Origin of the sequence: Asticcacaulis solisilvae (assembly GCF_017875235.1) — a bacterium.
GTDB lineage: Bacteria > Pseudomonadota > Alphaproteobacteria > Caulobacterales > Caulobacteraceae > Asticcacaulis > Asticcacaulis solisilvae_A.
This window is the reverse complement of sequence record NZ_JAGGMI010000016.1, coordinates 30,865-48,418: the sequence shown is the minus strand read 5'-3', so window position 1 is coordinate 48,418 and position 17,554 is coordinate 30,865. Positions and strand designations below refer to the sequence as shown.

Sequence of the window (17,554 nt, the reverse complement as noted above, 5' to 3'; positions counted from 1 at the left end):
GTTCAAACTAAAATCAATGCTCCAGGCGCAGCGACGATTGCGCGCAAGGAGGGGGGAAGATGGAGACAGGGGCCGAACACAGGCATCCGGCGCAACTGGACATGGCGGTTTTTGCCGTGAAGGCGAGCCTCCTCAGGATACGGCGCAGCGTCGCCGACCTGGGGAGCGGCGCGCACCGGCTCAAGCGCGTGGATAATCCGAGCGGCGAGCTCCTTTCCGAGGTCGTCACCGCGCTCTATACCGACGACGATATCAACGAACGCGCGTTGCAACTGGGCAAGGTGCAGAACCTGCGCGTCGCGGCGCAAAGGCTGAATGGCGTCGTTGTCCCCGAAGGCAAGGTCTTCAGTTTCTGGGCGCATATCGGCCGACCGACGCGCGCCAAGGGCTTTGTCGAGGGCCGCGAATTGCGCCAGGGGTGTATCATCCCGACCCTGGCCGGCGGCCTGTGCCAGATGTCGAACAGCCTTTATCGCGCGGCGAGGGAGGCCGGCTGCGAGATCGTCGAGCGCCACGGCCACACGGCCGCCATTCCGGGCTCGCCGTTTCCGCCGGGCGATGACGCCACCGTCTTCTGGAACTATGTCGACCTGCGTTTTCGCAACAGCCGCGCTATGGCTTTGAGTGTGAAGCTCGATCGCGACAGCCTGGTTGTCCGATTGGTGGGGGCATGACCACGCATTCGCCGCAGAGCTGCGCCACCTGCGCCCGCAAGGATTGCCGCTTAAGCTTTGTCAGCCGCGACATCGCACCGGTGGCGGAACGCGTGGCCTGGGTGGTTGATCGCGCTTGGCCGGAATACCGCCGCTTCGCCGCGGCGCAGATGAAGCCCGAGGATCAACTGCTGTCACCCGGCCTGTTCGGCCGGCGGCTCGACGCTTACAACTGGCCGGCCGGAGAGGTGCGGGCGGGCATGGCGACGCTCCAGCGTCACCTGATGCTGCGCCAGGTAGCCACTGCGCGCGGTTCGGTCCGCCAGGCGGCCTATCTCAAGGCCGACGAAGCGCTGGCGGCGGCACTGGCTCGCCATATCGACTATCGCGCCCAGCACCTGGTCATCAGCCAGGTCTTCCTGCCATACCTGTGGCGCGATGGCGCACTCGGCGGCCGCAGTTTTGATGTGCTGATGACACGTTATCCACTGGCGGAGCTGCATGCACGGCTCGACGAGGTCGCGATCGGCCACGCCGACAGCACGACCATTGCCGACTTCCGCGCGCCCGATGCCTTGGTTGAACAGGAGGCCGAGGCGCTGTCGGCAGCCCGCCGCATCGTCACTCCGCACCACGATATCGCCGAAGGCTTTGGTGAACGCGCCGTCTGGCTCGACTGGGACCAACCGGCGCCGCGCACGCGCCGCAAAGGTATGCGCACGGCCTTTCTGGGGCCGGTGATCACGCGCCAGGGCGCCCATACCGTGCGCGAAATGGCGAAGTACCTGGCCCAGCCGCTGATCGTCTTCGGCGCCGAACTGGAAGGCGCGGACTTCTGGGGCGCGGTGCCGGTCGAACGGCGCAGCTTCGGGCCTGGCTGGCTCGACGATATCGCCGCCATCCTGCATCCGGCCGTTGTGACGCATGAGCCGCGCCGGCTGGTCGAGGCGGTGGCGCACGGCGTGACCGTCTACGCCGCGCCGTCGTGCGGCCTGGCGCCGGGGCAATACCGGTTGCTCGATCTCTACACGGAGGCATGAATGCGCCGGGGGCCGTGGATATGGATCGCCCTGATCCTCATGCTGTTGCTGGCCGTCTGGCGCTGGTTTTCGCACGCGCCGAAATGGCGTGAGGGCGACCTGATCTTCCAGACGTCGCGCAGCGGCCAGTCGACCGCCATCGCCGCCGCGACGCTCAGCGCCTATACGCATATGGGCATATTGGCCAGGCGTGGTGACGGTTGGGTGGTGATCGAAGCGGCCGGACCGGTCAGGGAGACGTCGCTAAAGGCATGGATCGCGCGTGGACGGTTTGCCCGCTACGCCGTCTTTCGCCATCCCGGCCTGACGGCCCAGCAGACGCGCACCGTTCTTACAGCCGCGCGTGTATTAAAGGGGCGGCCCTACGATCTTTTCTTCTCGTTTCGAAACCGGGCGATCTATTGCAGCGAACTGGCCTGGCTGGCCTATGGCAAGGCCGGGGCGCCTGTCGGCCACGTCCAGACGGTCGGTTCGCTCTATGTCGGCAACGGCTTCGCCGACCGGCTGATCCGGACGCGCGGCGGCCGTGACGCCGAATGCAGCGGTTTGAGCGTAGACGGTTGCCGCAATGTCATCCTTAAACGCGAGCTGGTCACACCGGTGGCCATTGCCCGCGACCGGAGCCTCCGCCAAGTCTATTCGAACTATCCACTGTGACGCATATGGCGTCTTTATGCTGGCGCGGGCTATGTCAGTGCAGAGAAGGAGCGCATCCATGAAAGTCACCGCCATCACCGTCCTCTCCCTGTCGCTTGCGGCCGGCCTGATAGCCTGTTCACCGCAAACAGCGGCCGATCATTCGGTCAGTTCGGCTGCGGAATCGGCTGCGGTCTCCATGGCGTCGGAACAGGCGGCCTCGACCGCGGTCATCGATCCCGCCGCGTTTACCGGCAAGTGGACGGGGCCGGAAGGCACGGCATTGACCATCACGCCCCAGGGCGATGATTACAAGGTGACCGTCCAGAACCTCGACGGGCCGCGCGACTTTACCGGCACGGCTGCCGATGGCGGCATTCAGTTCATCCGTGATGGCCAGACCTTCGTTATTCGTCCCGGCAGCGGCGAAGAAACCGGCATGAAATGGCTGGCGGACAAGCACAACTGCCTGATCGTGGCGCCGGGCGAAGGCTTCTGCCGCGACTGACCTGTGCGGTAACTGACGGAGGTTAGACGCTTGAAAGCCTGCGTGATAGGCTCATCCCTAACAGGGGAGGGCCGTTCATGCGCCAAATCAGTACCGTCATTTCCGCCGGCCTGCTGGCTGGGCTGCTCGACATTATCGACGCCTTCGTCTTCTTCGGTGCGCGTGGCGTGAAGCTCATCCGCATTCCGCAGTCGATCGCCAGCGGCCTCATGGGCGATGCGGCCTATAGCGGCGGCTGGACGACCTTTGCCGCCGGGCTGGGCCTGCACTTCGCCATCGCCGTGGTCATGGCCTTCGTCTTCTACCTGATCGCCAGCGCGGTGCCCTTGGTGCGCAAGGCGTTGACGGTCTCGGGCCTTGTCTATGGCCTCGGTTGCTGGGGCGTCATGACCTATCTCGTCCTGCCGATGTCGCGCTTCAAGGGTGGCCACAATCCGCACTTTCCGCCGGAAATGGGGCCGCAGCTTTACAATGCCCTTTTCGCGCATATGGTCCTGGTCGGCCTGACCATCGCCTGGGTGACGCGCGGCGCGCTGAAAAAGGCTTGATAGCGTGGGCCTGCACCTGTACCCCGGCCGTCGAACAGATGTGCGAAAGGATCGGACATGGCTGAAGATGAAGACGAAATCGTCGTAAAGGATTCGAATGGCACCCGCCTTAAAGACGGCGACAGCGTTACCCTGATCAAGGATCTCAAGGTCAAGGGCTCGGGTGGCGTGACGCTGAAGCGCGGCACCCTGATCAAGAATATCCGCCTGACCCACGACGAAGCCGAAATCGAGTGCAATGCCGAAAAGGTCAAGGGCCTGGTCCTGCGCACCGAGTTCCTGAAAAAGGCCTGAGGCGAGGCAGGCGCATCTGCTGTTTTGGTGCGCCAGTTTTCCAATAAACTGATAATCTTGCAGCAGAATCGGTCCGTTGAAACGAGACCGGTGCGGACGATGTTTTGAAAGTTGAGTTTATGGAAAAGGCCGTGGCCATCGATGTTACCTATGCCCGGGCGCAGGATAAGTCTGAATGGCTGCCGCTGTGGCGCGCCTATCTCGACTTCTACAACAACCCGCTGCCCCAGGAAGTGACGGACACGACCTTTGGCCGGTTCATGGATGCGCGTGAGCCGATGGTCCTGCTGCTGGCGCGCGAGGGCAAGGAGGTCCTGGGCTTCGTCACCCTGGTCATGCACCGCTCGACCTGGGCGCGGACCTACTACGTCTATCTCGAAGACCTGTTCGTCGCGGAAAGCGCGCGCGGCAAAGGCGTTGGCCGCCGGCTGATCGAGGCGGTGATCGCCCACGCCAAGGGCCGCGACTGTGAGCGCGTCTACTGGGTCACCCACGCGCACAATGAGACCGCCCGCAAGCTCTATGACAAGCTGGCGAGCGATCCGGGATTTGTGACCTATTTCGCCAAGCTCTGATTACTTCAGGGCTTCGCCCAGCTTGGCCAGGAAGGCGTCCGGCTGGTCCAGCATGACGAAATGGCGGCTGGCGGTAATGCCGGTGAAGCTCACCCTGGTCATGCCGGTATATTGCGCCTTGTAGAAGGCTTCGGTTGAGGCGGCGGTCTGGCCAACCGATTCATCGTAGGGATAGATCATGACCGTCGAAGTCTGGATGGCCTTGAGGTCCGGACGCAGGTCGATGGTCATGTCTTCGTAGAAGGCGCGGGCAAAGACGCCGCGGTCCGAGGCGATGCTCCAGCCGGCGACCAATTGCTGGTTTTCGAAAGAGATCGTCATGCGGACCACGCCGGCATTCTGCTGCATGGCAAAGGCGTCGGCGGACCCATTGATCATGTTGTCGCGCACCATGGCGGCCATCGGCTGCATGTTCTCGACAGTGGCCTGGGGGTTGAAGATGACGCCGGCAAAGGGCAGGGCGTCGACGATGACCAGCTTGCCGGCCGCGTCCGGGTGCGCTTTGGCCAGCATCAGGGCCATCAGGCCGCCCATGGAGTGGCCGACGACGGTCGGGGCCTTCAGTTTCTTCGCCTTGATGTAGGCGTCGAGCGCTTCGACCGACGGCGCGATGACCTCTCCCGTGGCGTTGGCGCCGGCGGGCTCACCGGCAAAACCCGCGATGTTCAGGATGTGCAGGCGATACTGACCCTTGTAGCGTTCGACCGTCGCGTCCCAGACGTCGCGCGAACTCCCCAAGCCGGGGATGAGGATGACGTCAGGGCCGGAGCCGATAACCTCGACGCTGAAGCGGGCTTCGGGCGCGGACGGGAAGCGGAGGGTTTCGGACCTGGCCGTGCCGACACCGACCGCTACGGCGATGGCTATGGCAAGGACGATCATGACGCCAATCGGCATGCCTTTGCGGGACTTTTTGCTGGGCTCGGACATATTGTTTTTCCTGTGTTTCGATAAGGCGGGAGTGGTCACGCGCCGCCGGGCTGCGTTGTGATGCGGTATGCGTTTGGGCTGAACTTAAGGGGCCGGTCTGGGCCGGTAGGGGTTCTCGAAAATCTCCTCGACGGGACGGTCGAAGACGGCTGAAATCTTGTATGCCAGGTCGAGCGACGGGATATGCTTGTCGCTTTCAAGCGCGATGACGGCCTGGCGCGACACCCCCAGCTGGCCGGCGAGATCGGCCTGGGTCAGGCCTTTCTCAGTGCGGAATTCGCGGAGGTACTGTTTCATTGCGCGTTCCGGTAAAAGACGCTCGACAGGCCGAACAGCCCCCACCAGACGGGATAGACGAGGTAGAGCGAGAATTCGTGGGCGCCGGCATTGTTTTCCAGGAAGCCCCAGGCCGTGCAGGCGAAGAGGGTCAGGCCTGTGGCCAGGATGAAGCGTTTGGTGACGACCGCGCGGACATATTCGTCGACCTTGTCGATATAGCGCAGGAAGACCCAGATGGTGCCGCCGACCGGCAGGGCCGGCAGGACGGCCAGGAGGTAGAGCAGGGGACCGGTGGGTTTCTGTGCTTCGATGGTCAGGATCGACAGGAAGAGGGCGGCGACATAGAGCGCCATGAAACCCATTATGCCGAAGGTGTATCGGGTGGTGACGGATTGCGGGTTCATTGAGTTGGCTTCTTTTTGAAATTGGCTTATGAGGTTCCATCGATGTAAGGCTAACCTTACATGTGGGTGATGTAATGTCAACCTTACATTGGAGAAAAATGTAAGGCTAGCCTTACATCGTTGCCAGACTTGGTTTTCCGTCGGATTGCGGCTAGGCTGGCGAAAAGATCAGGGGGCGGCATGTCGGCGAACGTCATAGCATTCAAAAAGCGGGAAAAGCCGAAACCGGCTAAGCCGGCCGGCGGCGATGGCGTAAAGCGGCTGGAGGCGCTGGATATCCTGCGCGGCCTGTGCGTCATCGGCATGATCCTGGTCGCCTATGCCGGTGACTGGTCCAATCGTTTCGCGGTGCTTAATCACGCTGACTGGCAGGGGCTGGTCCTGGCCGATATGATCTTCCCGGGCTTCCTGTTCTGCGTCGGCGTCGCCCTGCCGATGTCGTTCGCGGCGCGCTCGGCCCGACAGACCAAGACGCAGCTGTTCGGCCACGTGCTATGGCGGGCGGCGGCGCTGATCGTCCTGGGGGTGGTGCTGAACTTTATCGCCGATCCGCATCCGGAGGGTTTCCGGTTGCCCGGCATCCTGCAGCGCATCGGCGTGTGCTACGCCCTGGCCGGCGGACTGTGTTTGGCATTAGGACGTAAAAGCGACCATGACTTTACCGTGCCGGGCTGGCCTGTGGCGGGTGCGATCGCCGTCTTGGTCGCCGGTTACGCGGCCCTGCTCAGCCTCTGGACCGGCCCGGACTGCGCCGGGGCCTGCTTTGATTCGGTGCATTCGCTGCCGGCGGTGGTCGACCGCGCCGTCTTTACCTCGGCCTATATGTGGAACTGGGGCCTGACGGACGGCGTGGTGACCTTCGATCCGGAAGGGATCGTTTCGACCCTCGGAGCGCTGGTCAATGTCCTGCTGGGGGTTGTGGTCGCCGGTTATGTCCGCGGGCATGGCGTCCAGGGCAGCCTGATCGGCCTGTTCCTGCTGGGGCTTTTGCTTATCCTGACGGGTCTGGGCATGAACGGCGAAATCCCGGTTATCAAGAAGATCTGGACGCCGAGCTTCGCGTTGGTGTCTGCGGGTTTTAGCATCATTGTCTTCGTTCTGCTCGCCGTCATCGCGGACCTTCTGAAGCTCGGCCGCTTTGCGACCTTCGCCAAGGTCTTTGGCGCCAATGCGACCCTGGCCTTCGTGCTGATCTGCCTGTTCGACGTTGTTTTGCAACTGCCGTTGCTGGCGGGCGTCAGCCTTCACGATGCGGCCGCGGCGCAACTAGGCGCGGTCGTTCCCGAACCGCGCGTGGCGTCATTGACCTACTCGGTCATACTGGTGGCGGTGATCGGCCTGATCCTCTGGCCGCTATATCGCAAGCGCTGGTTCCTGAAGCTATAAAACAAAAAGCGCCCGGAGATTTCCGGGCGCTTTCTATTTGCGATGCCTATCGAGGATTATTTCTCGTAGGGCAGGCCGACCTTGCCGCTCGCGGCCTGGATAGTCACGGTTACCGTGCCTTCGTGTGAAAAGACGCGATTATGCGTGCCTTCGACGCCGCGCTGCGTCTGATAGCTGTAGCCGTACGAATAGGCGGTCGCGGGCGAATAGCCCTGAGTGACATTGATGCGCGTCTCGAGCGTGGAGACGGCCTTGCCAACCAGGCGCGGGTTCGACTGCACCAGGATGTAGCGTTCCTCAATCATCGGCTTGAACTGCACGCCCAGGGTATTGCCCAGAATGACCAGACGGTCGTCGCCAAAAGTGCGGGTGACCTTGCCGTTGGCGTCGAGCAGACTGATGGTGGGCGCGAAGGTGCGGATGGGTTCCTGGACGCCGCCGACGGTGACGGTGTGGTTTTCACCGTGGGCCGGAATGGCGAAAACGATGTAGTTCGCCTTGGTCGTCCCGGTGCCGACGCAGGGTTTGGCCGCGTCCACCTTTGTCGCCAGGGTGTGATAGGCGGCCTTCTTGACCGGCATCAGCGAGATCGCGTCCTTGGTCGACACGTCGCTCTGGCAGGTCTTGTCCGACAGATCCGTGACGGCTTCGGGCGGCGGAGGCGGGGGCGTGGTCGCGCACGCCTGCAAAAGCAGGACGGGCGCGACCATCAGGGCAAGTCTGGACAGTTTCATGGCCTGACCCTTATTTCAGCAGTTGCGCCGTCGCATAGGCCGAAGCGACCAGCGCCTTGCGCAGGCCCTCGGCGGCCTTGACCGGATCGGCTTCGATGGCTTCGACGCTTTCGAAGCCGTAGGCTTCGTCGGCGGGGATGTTGACGGTCAGTTCACCGGGGACGACGGCGTTATATTCGACGTGGTTGTCGAGCAGGACCTTGGTGGGGTCCTTGGCGTCATACATCTTGACCGTGATGACGACGTAAGGGCGCCACATTTTGGTGCCGCCGACCTGCTGATAGCCGTAGCCGTGGCCGTTGACGTCGAGCACGGCGGTGCCTTCCTTTGCGTCGCCCTGCTTGGTGGCGACGATCATGGCGCGGTTCTGCTCGCGTTTGATCTTGGCGGCCGAAACGTCATAGCTCTGGTTCTTCAGCTCGGCTTCGAAAGCCTCGTCGAAAATCGCTTCGCCGTCGAACTTCTGGGTGGCCAGCGCCGTATTGATCTTCTTGTTCTGGTTGGCGGCGATACCCGCTTCGATGCTGGCGGCGGCGACGCCGACGACAAGGCCGGCCAGGCCGAGACCGCCGGTGCTGCTGGCGATGTTCTGACCATTGGTGGCCAGCTTTCGGACGGCGGGCTGCTCAGGGAAGGCGTCTTCGACGACCTGGATGGATGAGATGCCCGAAGTGGCGTGGTCGAACGGCGTGGGACGGTAAGGCGAGGCGCACGCGCTCACCAGGGCCATAAGTGCGACCGATGCCAGAATCTTTTTCATGTGTGTTTCCCCTAGTTTTTGGATGGCCAGACGGTTGCCGTCCGGACCTGTCAGTGTGCGTGGAAAGGCTTACCGCCGGTCGCGCGCGGGCCTTGGACCCTGAAAGCGCGACGGCTACAAGCGTGGTCCAAGCGCGAAATGCGCCTGCAACAATGATGTGTAATGAACCCCCATTCGCCCGTAACTGATTACGGACGCTACGTTTTTACCGCCCCATGCCATGACAATCTAACTCACCGGCCGGTTTCTAACAAGATGGAAACAATTGCCGAGGGAATGCGTTGCGCGAACACCGATATTGATATATAGTACTGACTGGTCAGTACGGAATGGAAAATGTCGCAACCGCCGAAAACGTCACGTGCCCGCAGGGCCGCGCCTGAGATTCGCCAGGCCGATATTCTCGATGCTGCCCTTGCCGAATTCGCCAGCCACGGGTTCGAAGGCGCGCGTGTGGAGGACATCGCCCGTCATGCCCAGGTGTCGAAGGGGACGGTCTATCTCTATTATCCGACCAAGCAGGCCCTGTTCGAAGCGCTTGTCCGGCGGGATATCGCGCCGCGCGTCGCCGCCGCCGTGGGCATATTAAAGGACTATAACGGGCCGATCGAGCCGGTGCTGATGGGTGTGGCGCAGATGGCGTCGGCGGCGATCCGCGATGGGCGATTGCCGATATATCCCAAGCTTTTGATCGCCGAAGCGGGGCGTTTTCCGGATCTTGCCGTCTTTTACCGGCGCGAAGTCGTGGGCCAGATGCTGGGCGCGCTGACGGGCCTATTCGAACGGGCGTTGCTGCGCGGAGAAATCTCCGGCGTCACGGCCGAAATGGCGGCGCACCTGGCGATCGCGCCGGTGCTGAAAGCCATGCTGTGGGAGCTGGTCTTCGGCAAGATAGACGATGAGCCGTTCCCGCCCGAACCTTATCTGAAAGCGCACATTCAGGTCTTCCTGCGCGGCCTGAATTACAAGGAGTCATCCAATGCGTAGACTGGCAATGCGTAGACTGGCAATGCGTAAGCTGGCCCTGATCAGCCTGCTGGCCCTGGCGGCCTGTACGGAGACACCCGCCGACACCTATAGCGGCTATGTCGAGGCGCAAGGCGTGACCGTGGCGGCGCCGCAGTCCGGATGGCTGGCCGCCGTAGAGGTTGATCGCGGCGACACCGTGCGGCTGGATCAGCCCCTGTTCCGGCTTGATGCCGCCCAGGCCGGGCATGTGCTGGAAGGCGCCGAGCTTCGCGCCGAGGCCGCCGCCGCGACGGCGCAGGACCTGACCAAGGGTGCGCGCGAGGCGGAGATCGCGCCCTTGGTCGAGCAGCGCAAGCAGGCGATGGCGCAACTGGAGTTGGCGCGGTCGAACCAGGCGCGTTACGCGCAACTGGAGCCCAAGGGCTTCGTGTCGGCGGCGCAGATGGACACCTTGCGCGCCACGACGCGCTCGGCCCAAGCCGTCGTGGGTTCGCTCGACAAGCAGATCGCCGACCTGCGGCTGGCCGCGCGCGACGACCAGCAACGGGCGGCGGAGGCCCAGGCGCGGGCGAGTGAGGCCGATGTCGCGCAAGCCCAGTGGATGGTCGGCGATCGCGATGTCAAGGCGCGGCTGGAAGGGCGCGTCGAGGAGCGCCTGCGTGAGCCGGGGGAGTTCGTAGCCCAGGGCGCGCCGGTTCTGACCGTGTTGCCGAAAGGGCGTCAGTTCGTGCGGTTCTATGTGCCGCAGGCCGACCTGCCGAAGTTTAGCGTGGGCAAGGTGGTGAGGGTGACCTGCGATGGTTGCGCCGCCGGGCTGTCGGCCAAGGTGCGCTATGTGTCGCGCGAGGCCGAGTTCACGCCGCCGGTCATCTACAGTGTCCGCGAGCGCCAGAAGCTGATGTTCCTGGTTGAGGCAACGCCGGCCAAACCTGAGGCGCTGCATCCGGGGCAACCGGTCGATGTGGCGCTGTGAGATGGAAAAGAAGAGGCTGGAAATTCCAAGCGATTTTCGCCCTCCCCATTCATGGGGAGGGGGGACCGCCGAAGGCGGTGGGCGGGGCCAGCAGTCGGATGACACAACCGCCGTAAGCGTCCGATTTCTTGCGTTGAACATACCCGGGAGAAAAAATCTTCTGTTTGGACAGGTTGAGAATAGGAAAAGCCCCGCCCACCATTCGCTCTGCTCATGGTCCCCCCTGCCCATGAATGGGGAGGGCGAAGATGCTTGATGCGTCGCTCTCTCAATCTGACCTCGCCATCGATGTGCGCGGGCTGACCAAGACCTTTGGCAAGCGCACGGCGGTCGATCATGTCGACATCACCATGCCGCGCGGGCAGGTCTGGGGCTTTCTGGGCCCCAACGGCTCGGGCAAGACGACGACCATCCGCATGTTGTGCGGCCTGCTCAAACCCGACGCAGGGCAGGGGACATGCCTGGGCTACGACATCCTGAAACAGTCACGAGAGATCAAGCGCGAGATCGGCTACATGACGCAGAAGTTTTCCTACTGGGAAGACCTGTCGATCCGCGAGAACCTGGAATTCGTCGCCAATCTCTACGGCATCAAGAACCGCCGCCAGGTCATCGACCGGGCGCTGGAGGACCTGGGCCTGACCACGCGGCAGAAGCAGCTGGCCGGCACGCTGTCGGGCGGCTGGAAGCAAAGGCTGGCCCTGGCCGCCTGCACGCTCCACGATCCGAAGATGCTGATGCTGGATGAGCCGACCGCCGGCGTCGATCCGCAGGCGCGGCGCGACTTCTGGGACCAGATTCACCGCCTGTCGGCGCAGGGCCTGACCGTGCTGGTGTCGACCCACTACATGGACGAAGCCGAGCGCTGCGACCAGATCGTCTATATCGCTTACGGCAAACTGATGACCCAGGGACGTGTCGAGGACATAATCGCCGGCAGCGGTCTTTATACATTCGTGGCCGAAGGCAGCAGCGTGCGCGACCTGATGGAAAGGCTGCGCGGTCAGCCGGGCGCGGACCACGTTGCCTACTTCGGTAACGCCCTGCACGTTTCCGGCGGCGACCTCGGCGCCTTGCGCAAGCTGGTTGCGGGCCATTCCGGCATGCCTGGCGTCCAGTGGCACCAGATGCGGCCCAGCCTGGAAGATGTTTTCATTCACCTGATGGGGCAATCCACCGACAATGCGGGAGGCCGCTGATGTTCGCACCGTTACGGCGCATCGGCGCCATCCTCAACAAGGAGTTCATCCAGATTCTCCGCGACCGGCTGACCTTCGCCATCATGCTGGTCCTGCCGATCCTGCAACTGGTGCTGTTCGGCTTCGCCATCAATTCCGATCCGCGCCACCTGCCGACCGTGCTCTATCTGGAAGACGATTCCGCGATCGTCCGTTCACTGGCTTCTGGCCTGCAGAATTCGAGTTATTTCGATATTCGCGAGCGCGTGACCAGCGCCGATGCCGCCACGAAGAAGCTGCAAAGCGGTGAGGCGGCCTTCGTCATCACCGTGCCGGCCGGCTTTACGCGCGACGTGCTGCGCGGCAACCGGCCGCAACTGCTGATCGAGGCCGATGCCTCGGATCCGTCGGCGGCGTCGAATGCGGTAGGCATGATCCAGATGATCGTCCAGTCGTCTTTGAAGCGCGACCTGACCGGGCAATGGGCGTCTCTGGCGCAAGGGCCGATGCCGGTCGAGATCGTCGTTCACCGCAAGTACAATCCCGAAGGCATTTCGCAGTACAATATCGTCCCCGGGCTTCTAGGCGTGATCCTCACCATGACCATGGTAATGATCACCTCTATCGCCATGACGCGCGAGACCGAGCGCGGGAATATGGAGAATCTTTTGGCCATGCCGGCGCGGCCGTGGGAGGTCATGGCCGGAAAGATCTCGCCCTATGTCGTCGTCGGCGTCGTTCAGACCCTGATCGTGCTTCTGGCGGCGCACTACGTCTTCCACGTGCCGTTTATCGGTTCGTTGTGGCTGTTGAGCCTGGGCGTCGGCCTGTTCATCATCGCCAACCTGGCGGTCGGCTTTACGTTTTCGACCGTGGCGCGCACCCAGATGCAGGCCATGCAGATGACCTTCTTCTTCTTTCTGCCGTCGATCATGTTGTCGGGCTTCATGTTTCCCTTCCGTGGCATGCCGGAATGGGCGCAGGCGATCGGCCAGGTCTTTCCCCTGACGCATTTCCTGAGGATCGTGCGTGGTGTCATGCTGAAGGGCGCCGACTGGGCGGCCATGTGGCCGAGCATCTGGCCGATCCTGATCTTTATCGCCGGGGCGACGACGATCGCGATGATTCGGTACCGGTCGACGTTGGATTAGGCTATTTCGCCATCTTGCTCTTGATGATGTCCATCAAAGGCCCATTGCGCGGGATTTTGTCTTCCTTGCCCTGTTCGCGCAGGTGGTAGACCTGGCCGGCCGGGAATGCTGGCGGGATTTCATAGTCCATGGCGTCCCACTGTTCGCGGAAGCTGTAGAAGGCCCAATGCGCGCCGTGGCCATTCAGCGTGTCCATCACATCGCCCAGATAGGCGCCGCAATCGGTCCAGACCCGCACGCAGCCGAACTCGGCCGCCACCATCCGCGTCACCGGCACGCCGTTCGCCTTCGCCCAGTCGAACGGCTTGGCCATGAAGTCCTGCATCGCCGCCTTGTCGAAGGTCAGGGTCTTTCCGCCCCATTCGACGGTCGAGCCCGGATAGGGCAGTTGCGGCTTGCGCTTGATCTGCGGCGAGCTGGTGATGTTCCACGGCTCGTACATGTGGAAGGCGTAGAGGATCTTGTCGTCCTTGAGCGGCGTCCAGTAGCTGAAGCTCCAGGCATTGGCGTACCAGCCGCCGTCGAGCATGATCGGCGTCGCGCCATCGACCTCGCGCACGGCCTTGATTACCTGCTCATAGAAGGCGGGCAGGTCCTGGGTCGTGCCCTTGTGCGTGGCGTACCAGGCCTGGCGGACCTCGGGGGCAGCGTGTTCGTCCAGCCCGAAGCCCTTTTCCGGCGTCGGCTCGTTGAGCAGGTTATAGCCGGCCAGCGCCGGATGGTCCTTGAGCGCCGTGGCGAGGTCGCGCCAGAAGGCTGCCGACTGGTCCCAGTACTTGCGCTCCTTCCACAGGCGGTCATCCTGTTTGTTGTCGTTCTGCTGGACCCAGCGATCGCCGGGCAGGGACAAAGGCACGACGACGACCTTGAGGCCGGCGGCATGGGCCGCGTCCATGGTCTTTTTGAGCGTCGCCAGGTCCGAGGCCGGAATGCCCTTATATTCGTCGGCATTGCCGATCAGGAAGTCGCGGCCTTCGCCCTTCCACTTTGAAAAGGTCAGCCGGACCCAGGTCGCGCCTGTGGCTTTCAGCGCGCGGAAATAGGCTTCGTCGGGCGGGGATTCGTTGAAGCAGTTGCTGCCGTGCCGCGGCGTGTCCCAGAACGCGATGTCGGCGGCCGCGACCGGGGTGGCGAGCAGCAAAGCTGCGGCGCACATGATCTTGAGCAATGAACGCACGCCGTCTCTCCCATGATGTTTTTTGCCATCATGGCGCAAGCGGGTGTGCCTGCCAAGGGATTAGGATTGTACCGGCAGTCCCGCCGTCATCCATGCCTTGATGCCGCCGGCCAGGTGTTCGTGGATGTCGACGCCGGCCGCCTGGGCCTGATGGGCGGCGGTGACCGAACGCACGCCGCCGGCACACTGAAGGACCACGCGCTTACCCGGTTCCGATGGGAGGGCGGCAGGATCGAAGGTCGACAGCGGCAGGTTGACCGCGCCTGGAATGCGGACTTGATCGAACTCATGCGGTTCGCGCACATCGACCAGCAGGATCTCACCGGCTTCGAGTGCGGCGTGGACGGTTTCAGGGCTCAGATCGACAACACCGGCCATATGGGCCTCCTGTGGGCAAGTTGCGGTCTTGCGTTTTCCGGCGCGCGAAGACGGATGTCAACCGAACTTTCCTGCTGTTTTCGCAGCCGGATAGCGCTAACACTTACGTTGAAGATGCGCGACCCGACGCGCCTCGTGAGGAAAACATGCTGAAACTGAAAGCCCTTGTGGCCGCTGCGTCCCTGCTTGTCATGGCGGGATCTGCCATGGCTGAAACCTATGACTGGAAAACCATTCCCCTGGGCGGCGGGGGCTTTGTCGATGGCTTCCTCTACCATCCTGCCGCCAAAGACATCCTCTATGTCCGCACCGATGTCGGCGGATCTTATCGCTTCGATTACACCAACAAACGCTGGGTGCCGCTCATGGACGGCTTCGGCAAGGACGACTGGGACTGCTTCGGCACCCTGACCCTGGCCGTTGATCCGCAAAACGCCGACCGGTTCTATGCGACCTGCGGACTTTACCTGAGCCCGCGCGTGCCAAATGCCGGCGTCATTCGCTCGGAGGATCGCGGCGCGACCTGGCAGAAGACGGCTCTGCCCTTCAAGCTTGGCGGCAATGCGCTGGGGCGCGGCACGGGCGAGCGGCTGATGGTTGACCCCAGGAACGGCGACCGCATCTTCCTCGGCACCAATCGCGACGGTTTGTGGGTGAGTGAGGACCGCGCCAAGTCGTTCCAGAAGGTTGAGGGTTACACTGAGGCCGGGGTGACTTTCGTGCTGTTCGGCGACGGCGTCATCTATGCCGGATCGGGCACTAATACGCCGGATGGCCAGGGCTCGGGCGGTGGTGGCGTCTTGTGGTCTAAGGACGGCGGCAAGACCTTCAGCCTGATCCCCGGATCGCCAAAACTAATCCCGCATCAAGCGGCGGTCGATAAGGATGGTACACTCTATGTCACCTTCGCCGATGGATTGGGGCCGCACGGCGTCAAGGACGGCGCGGTTTATAAGCTGTCGCCGTCGGGCGCGTGGACCGACATTTCGCCGGCGACGCCGACCAAGGATGTGGCCTTTGGCTATTCGGGGCTGGACCTGCAAGGCGGTACGCTGGTGGTTTCGACGTCCAACCGCTACGCAACGTCGGACGACCTTTATGTTAGCCGTGACGGCGGCAAGAGTTGGTCGGGCGTGGGGGCGCAGGCCAAGCATGAGTACAGCCAGTTCCCGTGGCTGATCAACTATATGAGCGGTGACGATGAGGACGCCGGCGCCCGCAACCATATGGGCCACTGGCTGGATGCAGTGAAGATCAATCCGCACAATCCCGGTGAACTGGTCTATGGCACGGGCTACGGCGTCTGGATGACGAAGGACCTCGCCAAAGCCGGGAAGGCGGGCGAAGTCCGCTTCGACTTCACCAATGACAATCTCGAAGAAACCGTCGTGCTGGGCCTCGAAAGCCCGCCGGAAGGCCCGCGCGTCCTGATGGCGGCCGGCGATGTCGGCGGGACAGCCTTCGACGATTTCTCAAAAACACCGGCGCATGGCCTGTTCACGCCGATGAACAAGACCAACCAGTCGGTGGCCTTTGCGGCATTGAAGCCTAAGACGATCGTGCGCAGCGTCGATAATGAAACCGCGCGCGGCTATATCTCGTTCGACGGCTCCGAAACCTGGCAGCCCCTGGCCTCAGTTCCAAAGCCGCTCGATACGACCGACTGGCACGCACATCGCGCCGGCAAGATCGTCATCTCGGCCGAGGCGACGTCGCTGGTCTGGGTGCCGGAGAATGAACCGGCCTGGTATTCGAAGGACCTGGGCAAGACCTGGGCGCAGTCGACTGGCTGGATGGCGGCGGAGCGTGGCCAGGAAGCGATCGCCGACAAGGTGCTGGATGGCGTCTACTATGCCTATGACAAGAAGACAGGGACGATCTTGATCAGCAGGGACCACGGCGCGACCTTTGCGCCCTACGCGACGGACCTGCCAAAGGTGGACGGCAATGCGCAACTGCGCGCCGTGCCGGGGAAGAAGAATGACTTGTTCCTGGCGGCCGGCGATGCCGGGCTGTTCAGCATCATGGACGGGCGCATCAAGATTAAGCTTGAAGACGTCACCTCTGCTTGGCAGGTGACCTTCGGCAAGGCGGCGCCGGGCGTGAAATATCCGACCGTCTTCCTGTGGGGCAAGGTGAAGGGCGAGGAAGGGCTGTGGCGCTCCATCGACGGCGGTCTGGCGTGGACGCGGATCAATACCGACGCCACACGTTTTGGTCAGATGCGCGCGATTGCGGGTGACCCGAGGACCTTTGGCGTACTCTATATCTCGCCGGATGGCCGCGGGACCATGGTTGGACGGCCTGCCAAGTGATGAGGAGTGGGGCCGCGACCTCACGAGCCTTCTGCGATCAAGAAAATAGCCTGCCCTCAAAAAGGGCAGGCTATTTTCTTGAGTTAAAGACCTGGGGCCTCGGGCCCCAGACCCCAGACCCCTGTTAATAGGTGCGCGTCATATTCAACACAAACGCTGGGCCCAGGTGGATCACCTGCTTGCCGGTGTTGAGGTGGACCACAAACACCAGCTTGCCTTTTTCGTAATCGGCATCCGCCGTCGTCTCCAGCGTGTACATCTTCCATTCGGTCTCCGCATCGAAGCTGGTTTCGCCGATGGCGCGGTACGGGGCCTCATTGACCTGCAACCGGCCCGGAATACGGACCGTGCCGCTGTCCGACCTGGCCTTGAGCCAGATCGCGCAGACCAGCTTGTCGCCCTTGGTAACCTTCTGGTTGACCTCGACCTGGGCGGCGCCATCCCACGGATTGCCGTTGCCGCTCGCCTTGATCTCGATGGCCTGGCCGCCTTGAACGGCCGCGTCCCTGACCTTCTTGTTGGTCTGGCCCGAACCATAGATCTGATACGATCCGACGTTCGGATTGCTGACCAGATGCTTGGTGATATCGTCGTCGGCATGGGCCGCGACAGGCGCCAGTATGAGCATGGCGGCAGCCGCCATGACACTGAAAATCTTCATTATTC

Annotated in this window: 21 protein-coding genes; 13 read left to right on the top strand and 8 right to left on the bottom strand. The window is 62.7% G+C overall.

What is annotated here, in order from left to right:
• Positions 1-59 precede the first annotated feature (59 nt).
• The 7 genes from J2X24_RS19800 to J2X24_RS19770 all read left to right on the top strand — a co-directional run bounded on the left by J2X24_RS19800 (position 60) and on the right by J2X24_RS19770 (position 4,254).
• Positions 60-674 carry a VanW family protein gene (locus tag J2X24_RS19800; RefSeq protein ID WP_209725327.1) on the top strand — a complete coding sequence of 205 codons (615 nt, stop codon included), beginning with the start codon at positions 60-62 and terminating at the stop codon, positions 672-674.
• A complete protein-coding gene (locus J2X24_RS19795; protein WP_209725325.1) occupies positions 671-1,693 on the top strand; it encodes a hypothetical protein in 1,023 nt (340 codons plus the stop codon). Before J2X24_RS19800 ends, J2X24_RS19795 begins: the two co-directional genes overlap by 4 nt.
• A complete protein-coding gene (locus J2X24_RS19790) occupies positions 1,694-2,350 on the top strand; it encodes a YiiX/YebB-like N1pC/P60 family cysteine hydrolase (protein WP_209725323.1) in 657 nt (218 codons plus the stop codon).
• Between the two features lie 58 nt (positions 2,351-2,408).
• Positions 2,409-2,837 (top strand): hypothetical protein, encoded by a 429-nt coding sequence (locus J2X24_RS19785; RefSeq protein WP_209725321.1) that lies wholly within the window; start codon positions 2,409-2,411, stop codon positions 2,835-2,837.
• Positions 2,838-2,914: 77 nt separating this feature from the next.
• Complete coding sequence (locus J2X24_RS19780; protein ID WP_209725319.1) at positions 2,915-3,385, top strand: hypothetical protein; 471 nt, start codon at positions 2,915-2,917, stop codon at positions 3,383-3,385.
• A 57-nt stretch (positions 3,386-3,442) separates the two neighbouring features.
• Positions 3,443-3,679, top strand: coding sequence for an alkylphosphonate utilization protein (locus tag J2X24_RS19775; RefSeq protein WP_209725317.1), 237 nt, complete (start codon positions 3,443-3,445; stop codon positions 3,677-3,679).
• 131 nt (positions 3,680-3,810) lie between these two features.
• Positions 3,811-4,254: a GNAT family N-acetyltransferase gene (locus tag J2X24_RS19770; protein ID WP_310004943.1), complete on the top strand. Its 444-nt coding sequence runs from the start codon at positions 3,811-3,813 to the stop codon at positions 4,252-4,254.
• Here the strand turns inward: J2X24_RS19770 and J2X24_RS19765 are convergent, their stop codons facing one another.
• The 3 genes from J2X24_RS19765 to J2X24_RS19755 form a co-directional block, all read right to left on the bottom strand.
• Entirely contained in the window at positions 4,255-5,184 is a 930-nt protein-coding gene (locus J2X24_RS19765; protein WP_209725315.1) for an alpha/beta fold hydrolase, read from the bottom strand. It lies immediately after the preceding gene.
• An 84-nt stretch (positions 5,185-5,268) separates the two neighbouring features.
• Positions 5,269-5,481 (bottom strand): helix-turn-helix transcriptional regulator, encoded by a 213-nt coding sequence (locus J2X24_RS19760; protein ID WP_209725313.1) that lies wholly within the window; start codon positions 5,479-5,481, stop codon positions 5,269-5,271.
• A complete protein-coding gene (locus J2X24_RS19755) occupies positions 5,478-5,867 on the bottom strand; it encodes a hypothetical protein (protein WP_209725311.1) in 390 nt (129 codons plus the stop codon). The genes J2X24_RS19760 and J2X24_RS19755 overlap by 4 nt, the downstream gene beginning before the upstream one ends.
• 180 nt (positions 5,868-6,047) lie before the next feature.
• On the opposite strand from J2X24_RS19755, the gene J2X24_RS19750 reads away from it, so the two are divergent.
• Entirely contained in the window at positions 6,048-7,253 is a 1,206-nt protein-coding gene (locus tag J2X24_RS19750) for an acyltransferase family protein (protein ID WP_209725309.1), read from the top strand.
• A gap of 56 nt (positions 7,254-7,309) precedes the next feature.
• Here the strand turns inward: J2X24_RS19750 and J2X24_RS19745 are convergent, their stop codons facing one another.
• Together J2X24_RS19745 and J2X24_RS19740 are read right to left on the bottom strand one after the other, a co-directional pair.
• Positions 7,310-7,987, bottom strand: a complete 678-nt coding sequence (locus J2X24_RS19745; RefSeq protein WP_209725307.1) for a hypothetical protein — start codon at positions 7,985-7,987, stop codon at positions 7,310-7,312.
• A gap of 10 nt (positions 7,988-7,997) precedes the next feature.
• A complete protein-coding gene (locus J2X24_RS19740) occupies positions 7,998-8,747 on the bottom strand; it encodes a hypothetical protein (protein ID WP_209725305.1) in 750 nt (249 codons plus the stop codon).
• 336 nt (positions 8,748-9,083) lie between these two features.
• Here J2X24_RS19740 and J2X24_RS19735 point away from each other — a divergent pair, with 336 nt between their 5' ends.
• The 4 genes from J2X24_RS19735 (at position 9,084) to J2X24_RS19720 (ending at position 13,018) form a co-directional block, all read left to right on the top strand.
• The gene (locus J2X24_RS19735) at positions 9,084-9,734 is read left to right on the top strand and encodes a TetR/AcrR family transcriptional regulator (RefSeq protein ID WP_209725303.1); all 651 of its coding nucleotides are present in this window, start codon (positions 9,084-9,086) and stop codon (positions 9,732-9,734) included.
• Entirely contained in the window at positions 9,727-10,689 is a 963-nt protein-coding gene (locus J2X24_RS19730; protein ID WP_245344974.1) for an HlyD family secretion protein, read from the top strand. The genes J2X24_RS19735 and J2X24_RS19730 overlap by 8 nt, the downstream gene beginning before the upstream one ends.
• Positions 10,690-10,937: 248 nt before the next feature.
• Positions 10,938-11,888, top strand: a complete 951-nt coding sequence (locus J2X24_RS19725; RefSeq protein ID WP_209725301.1) for an ABC transporter ATP-binding protein — start codon at positions 10,938-10,940, stop codon at positions 11,886-11,888.
• Positions 11,888-13,018 carry an ABC transporter permease gene (locus J2X24_RS19720; RefSeq protein WP_209725299.1) on the top strand — a complete coding sequence of 377 codons (1,131 nt, stop codon included), beginning with the start codon at positions 11,888-11,890 and terminating at the stop codon, positions 13,016-13,018. Before J2X24_RS19725 ends, J2X24_RS19720 begins: the two co-directional genes overlap by 1 nt.
• 1 nt (position 13,019) lies before the next feature.
• On the opposite strand, the gene J2X24_RS19715 is transcribed toward J2X24_RS19720, so the two are convergent.
• Positions 13,020-14,195 (bottom strand): glycoside hydrolase family 5 protein, encoded by a 1,176-nt coding sequence (locus J2X24_RS19715; protein WP_209725297.1) that lies wholly within the window; start codon positions 14,193-14,195, stop codon positions 13,020-13,022.
• Positions 14,196-14,255: 60 nt separating this feature from the next.
• Complete coding sequence (locus tag J2X24_RS19710) at positions 14,256-14,573, bottom strand: rhodanese-like domain-containing protein (protein ID WP_209725295.1); 318 nt, start codon at positions 14,571-14,573, stop codon at positions 14,256-14,258.
• A 146-nt stretch (positions 14,574-14,719) separates the two neighbouring features.
• On the opposite strand from J2X24_RS19710, the gene J2X24_RS19705 reads away from it, so the two are divergent.
• Positions 14,720-16,888 carry a glycoside hydrolase gene (locus J2X24_RS19705; RefSeq protein WP_209725292.1) on the top strand — a complete coding sequence of 723 codons (2,169 nt, stop codon included), beginning with the start codon at positions 14,720-14,722 and terminating at the stop codon, positions 16,886-16,888.
• Between the two features lie 124 nt (positions 16,889-17,012).
• On the opposite strand, the gene J2X24_RS19700 is transcribed toward J2X24_RS19705, so the two are convergent.
• On the bottom strand, positions 17,013-17,549 hold the full coding sequence (locus J2X24_RS19700; protein ID WP_209725290.1) for a carbohydrate binding domain-containing protein: 537 nt from the start codon (positions 17,547-17,549) through the stop codon (positions 17,013-17,015).
• Between the last annotated feature and the right edge of the window lie 5 nt (positions 17,550-17,554).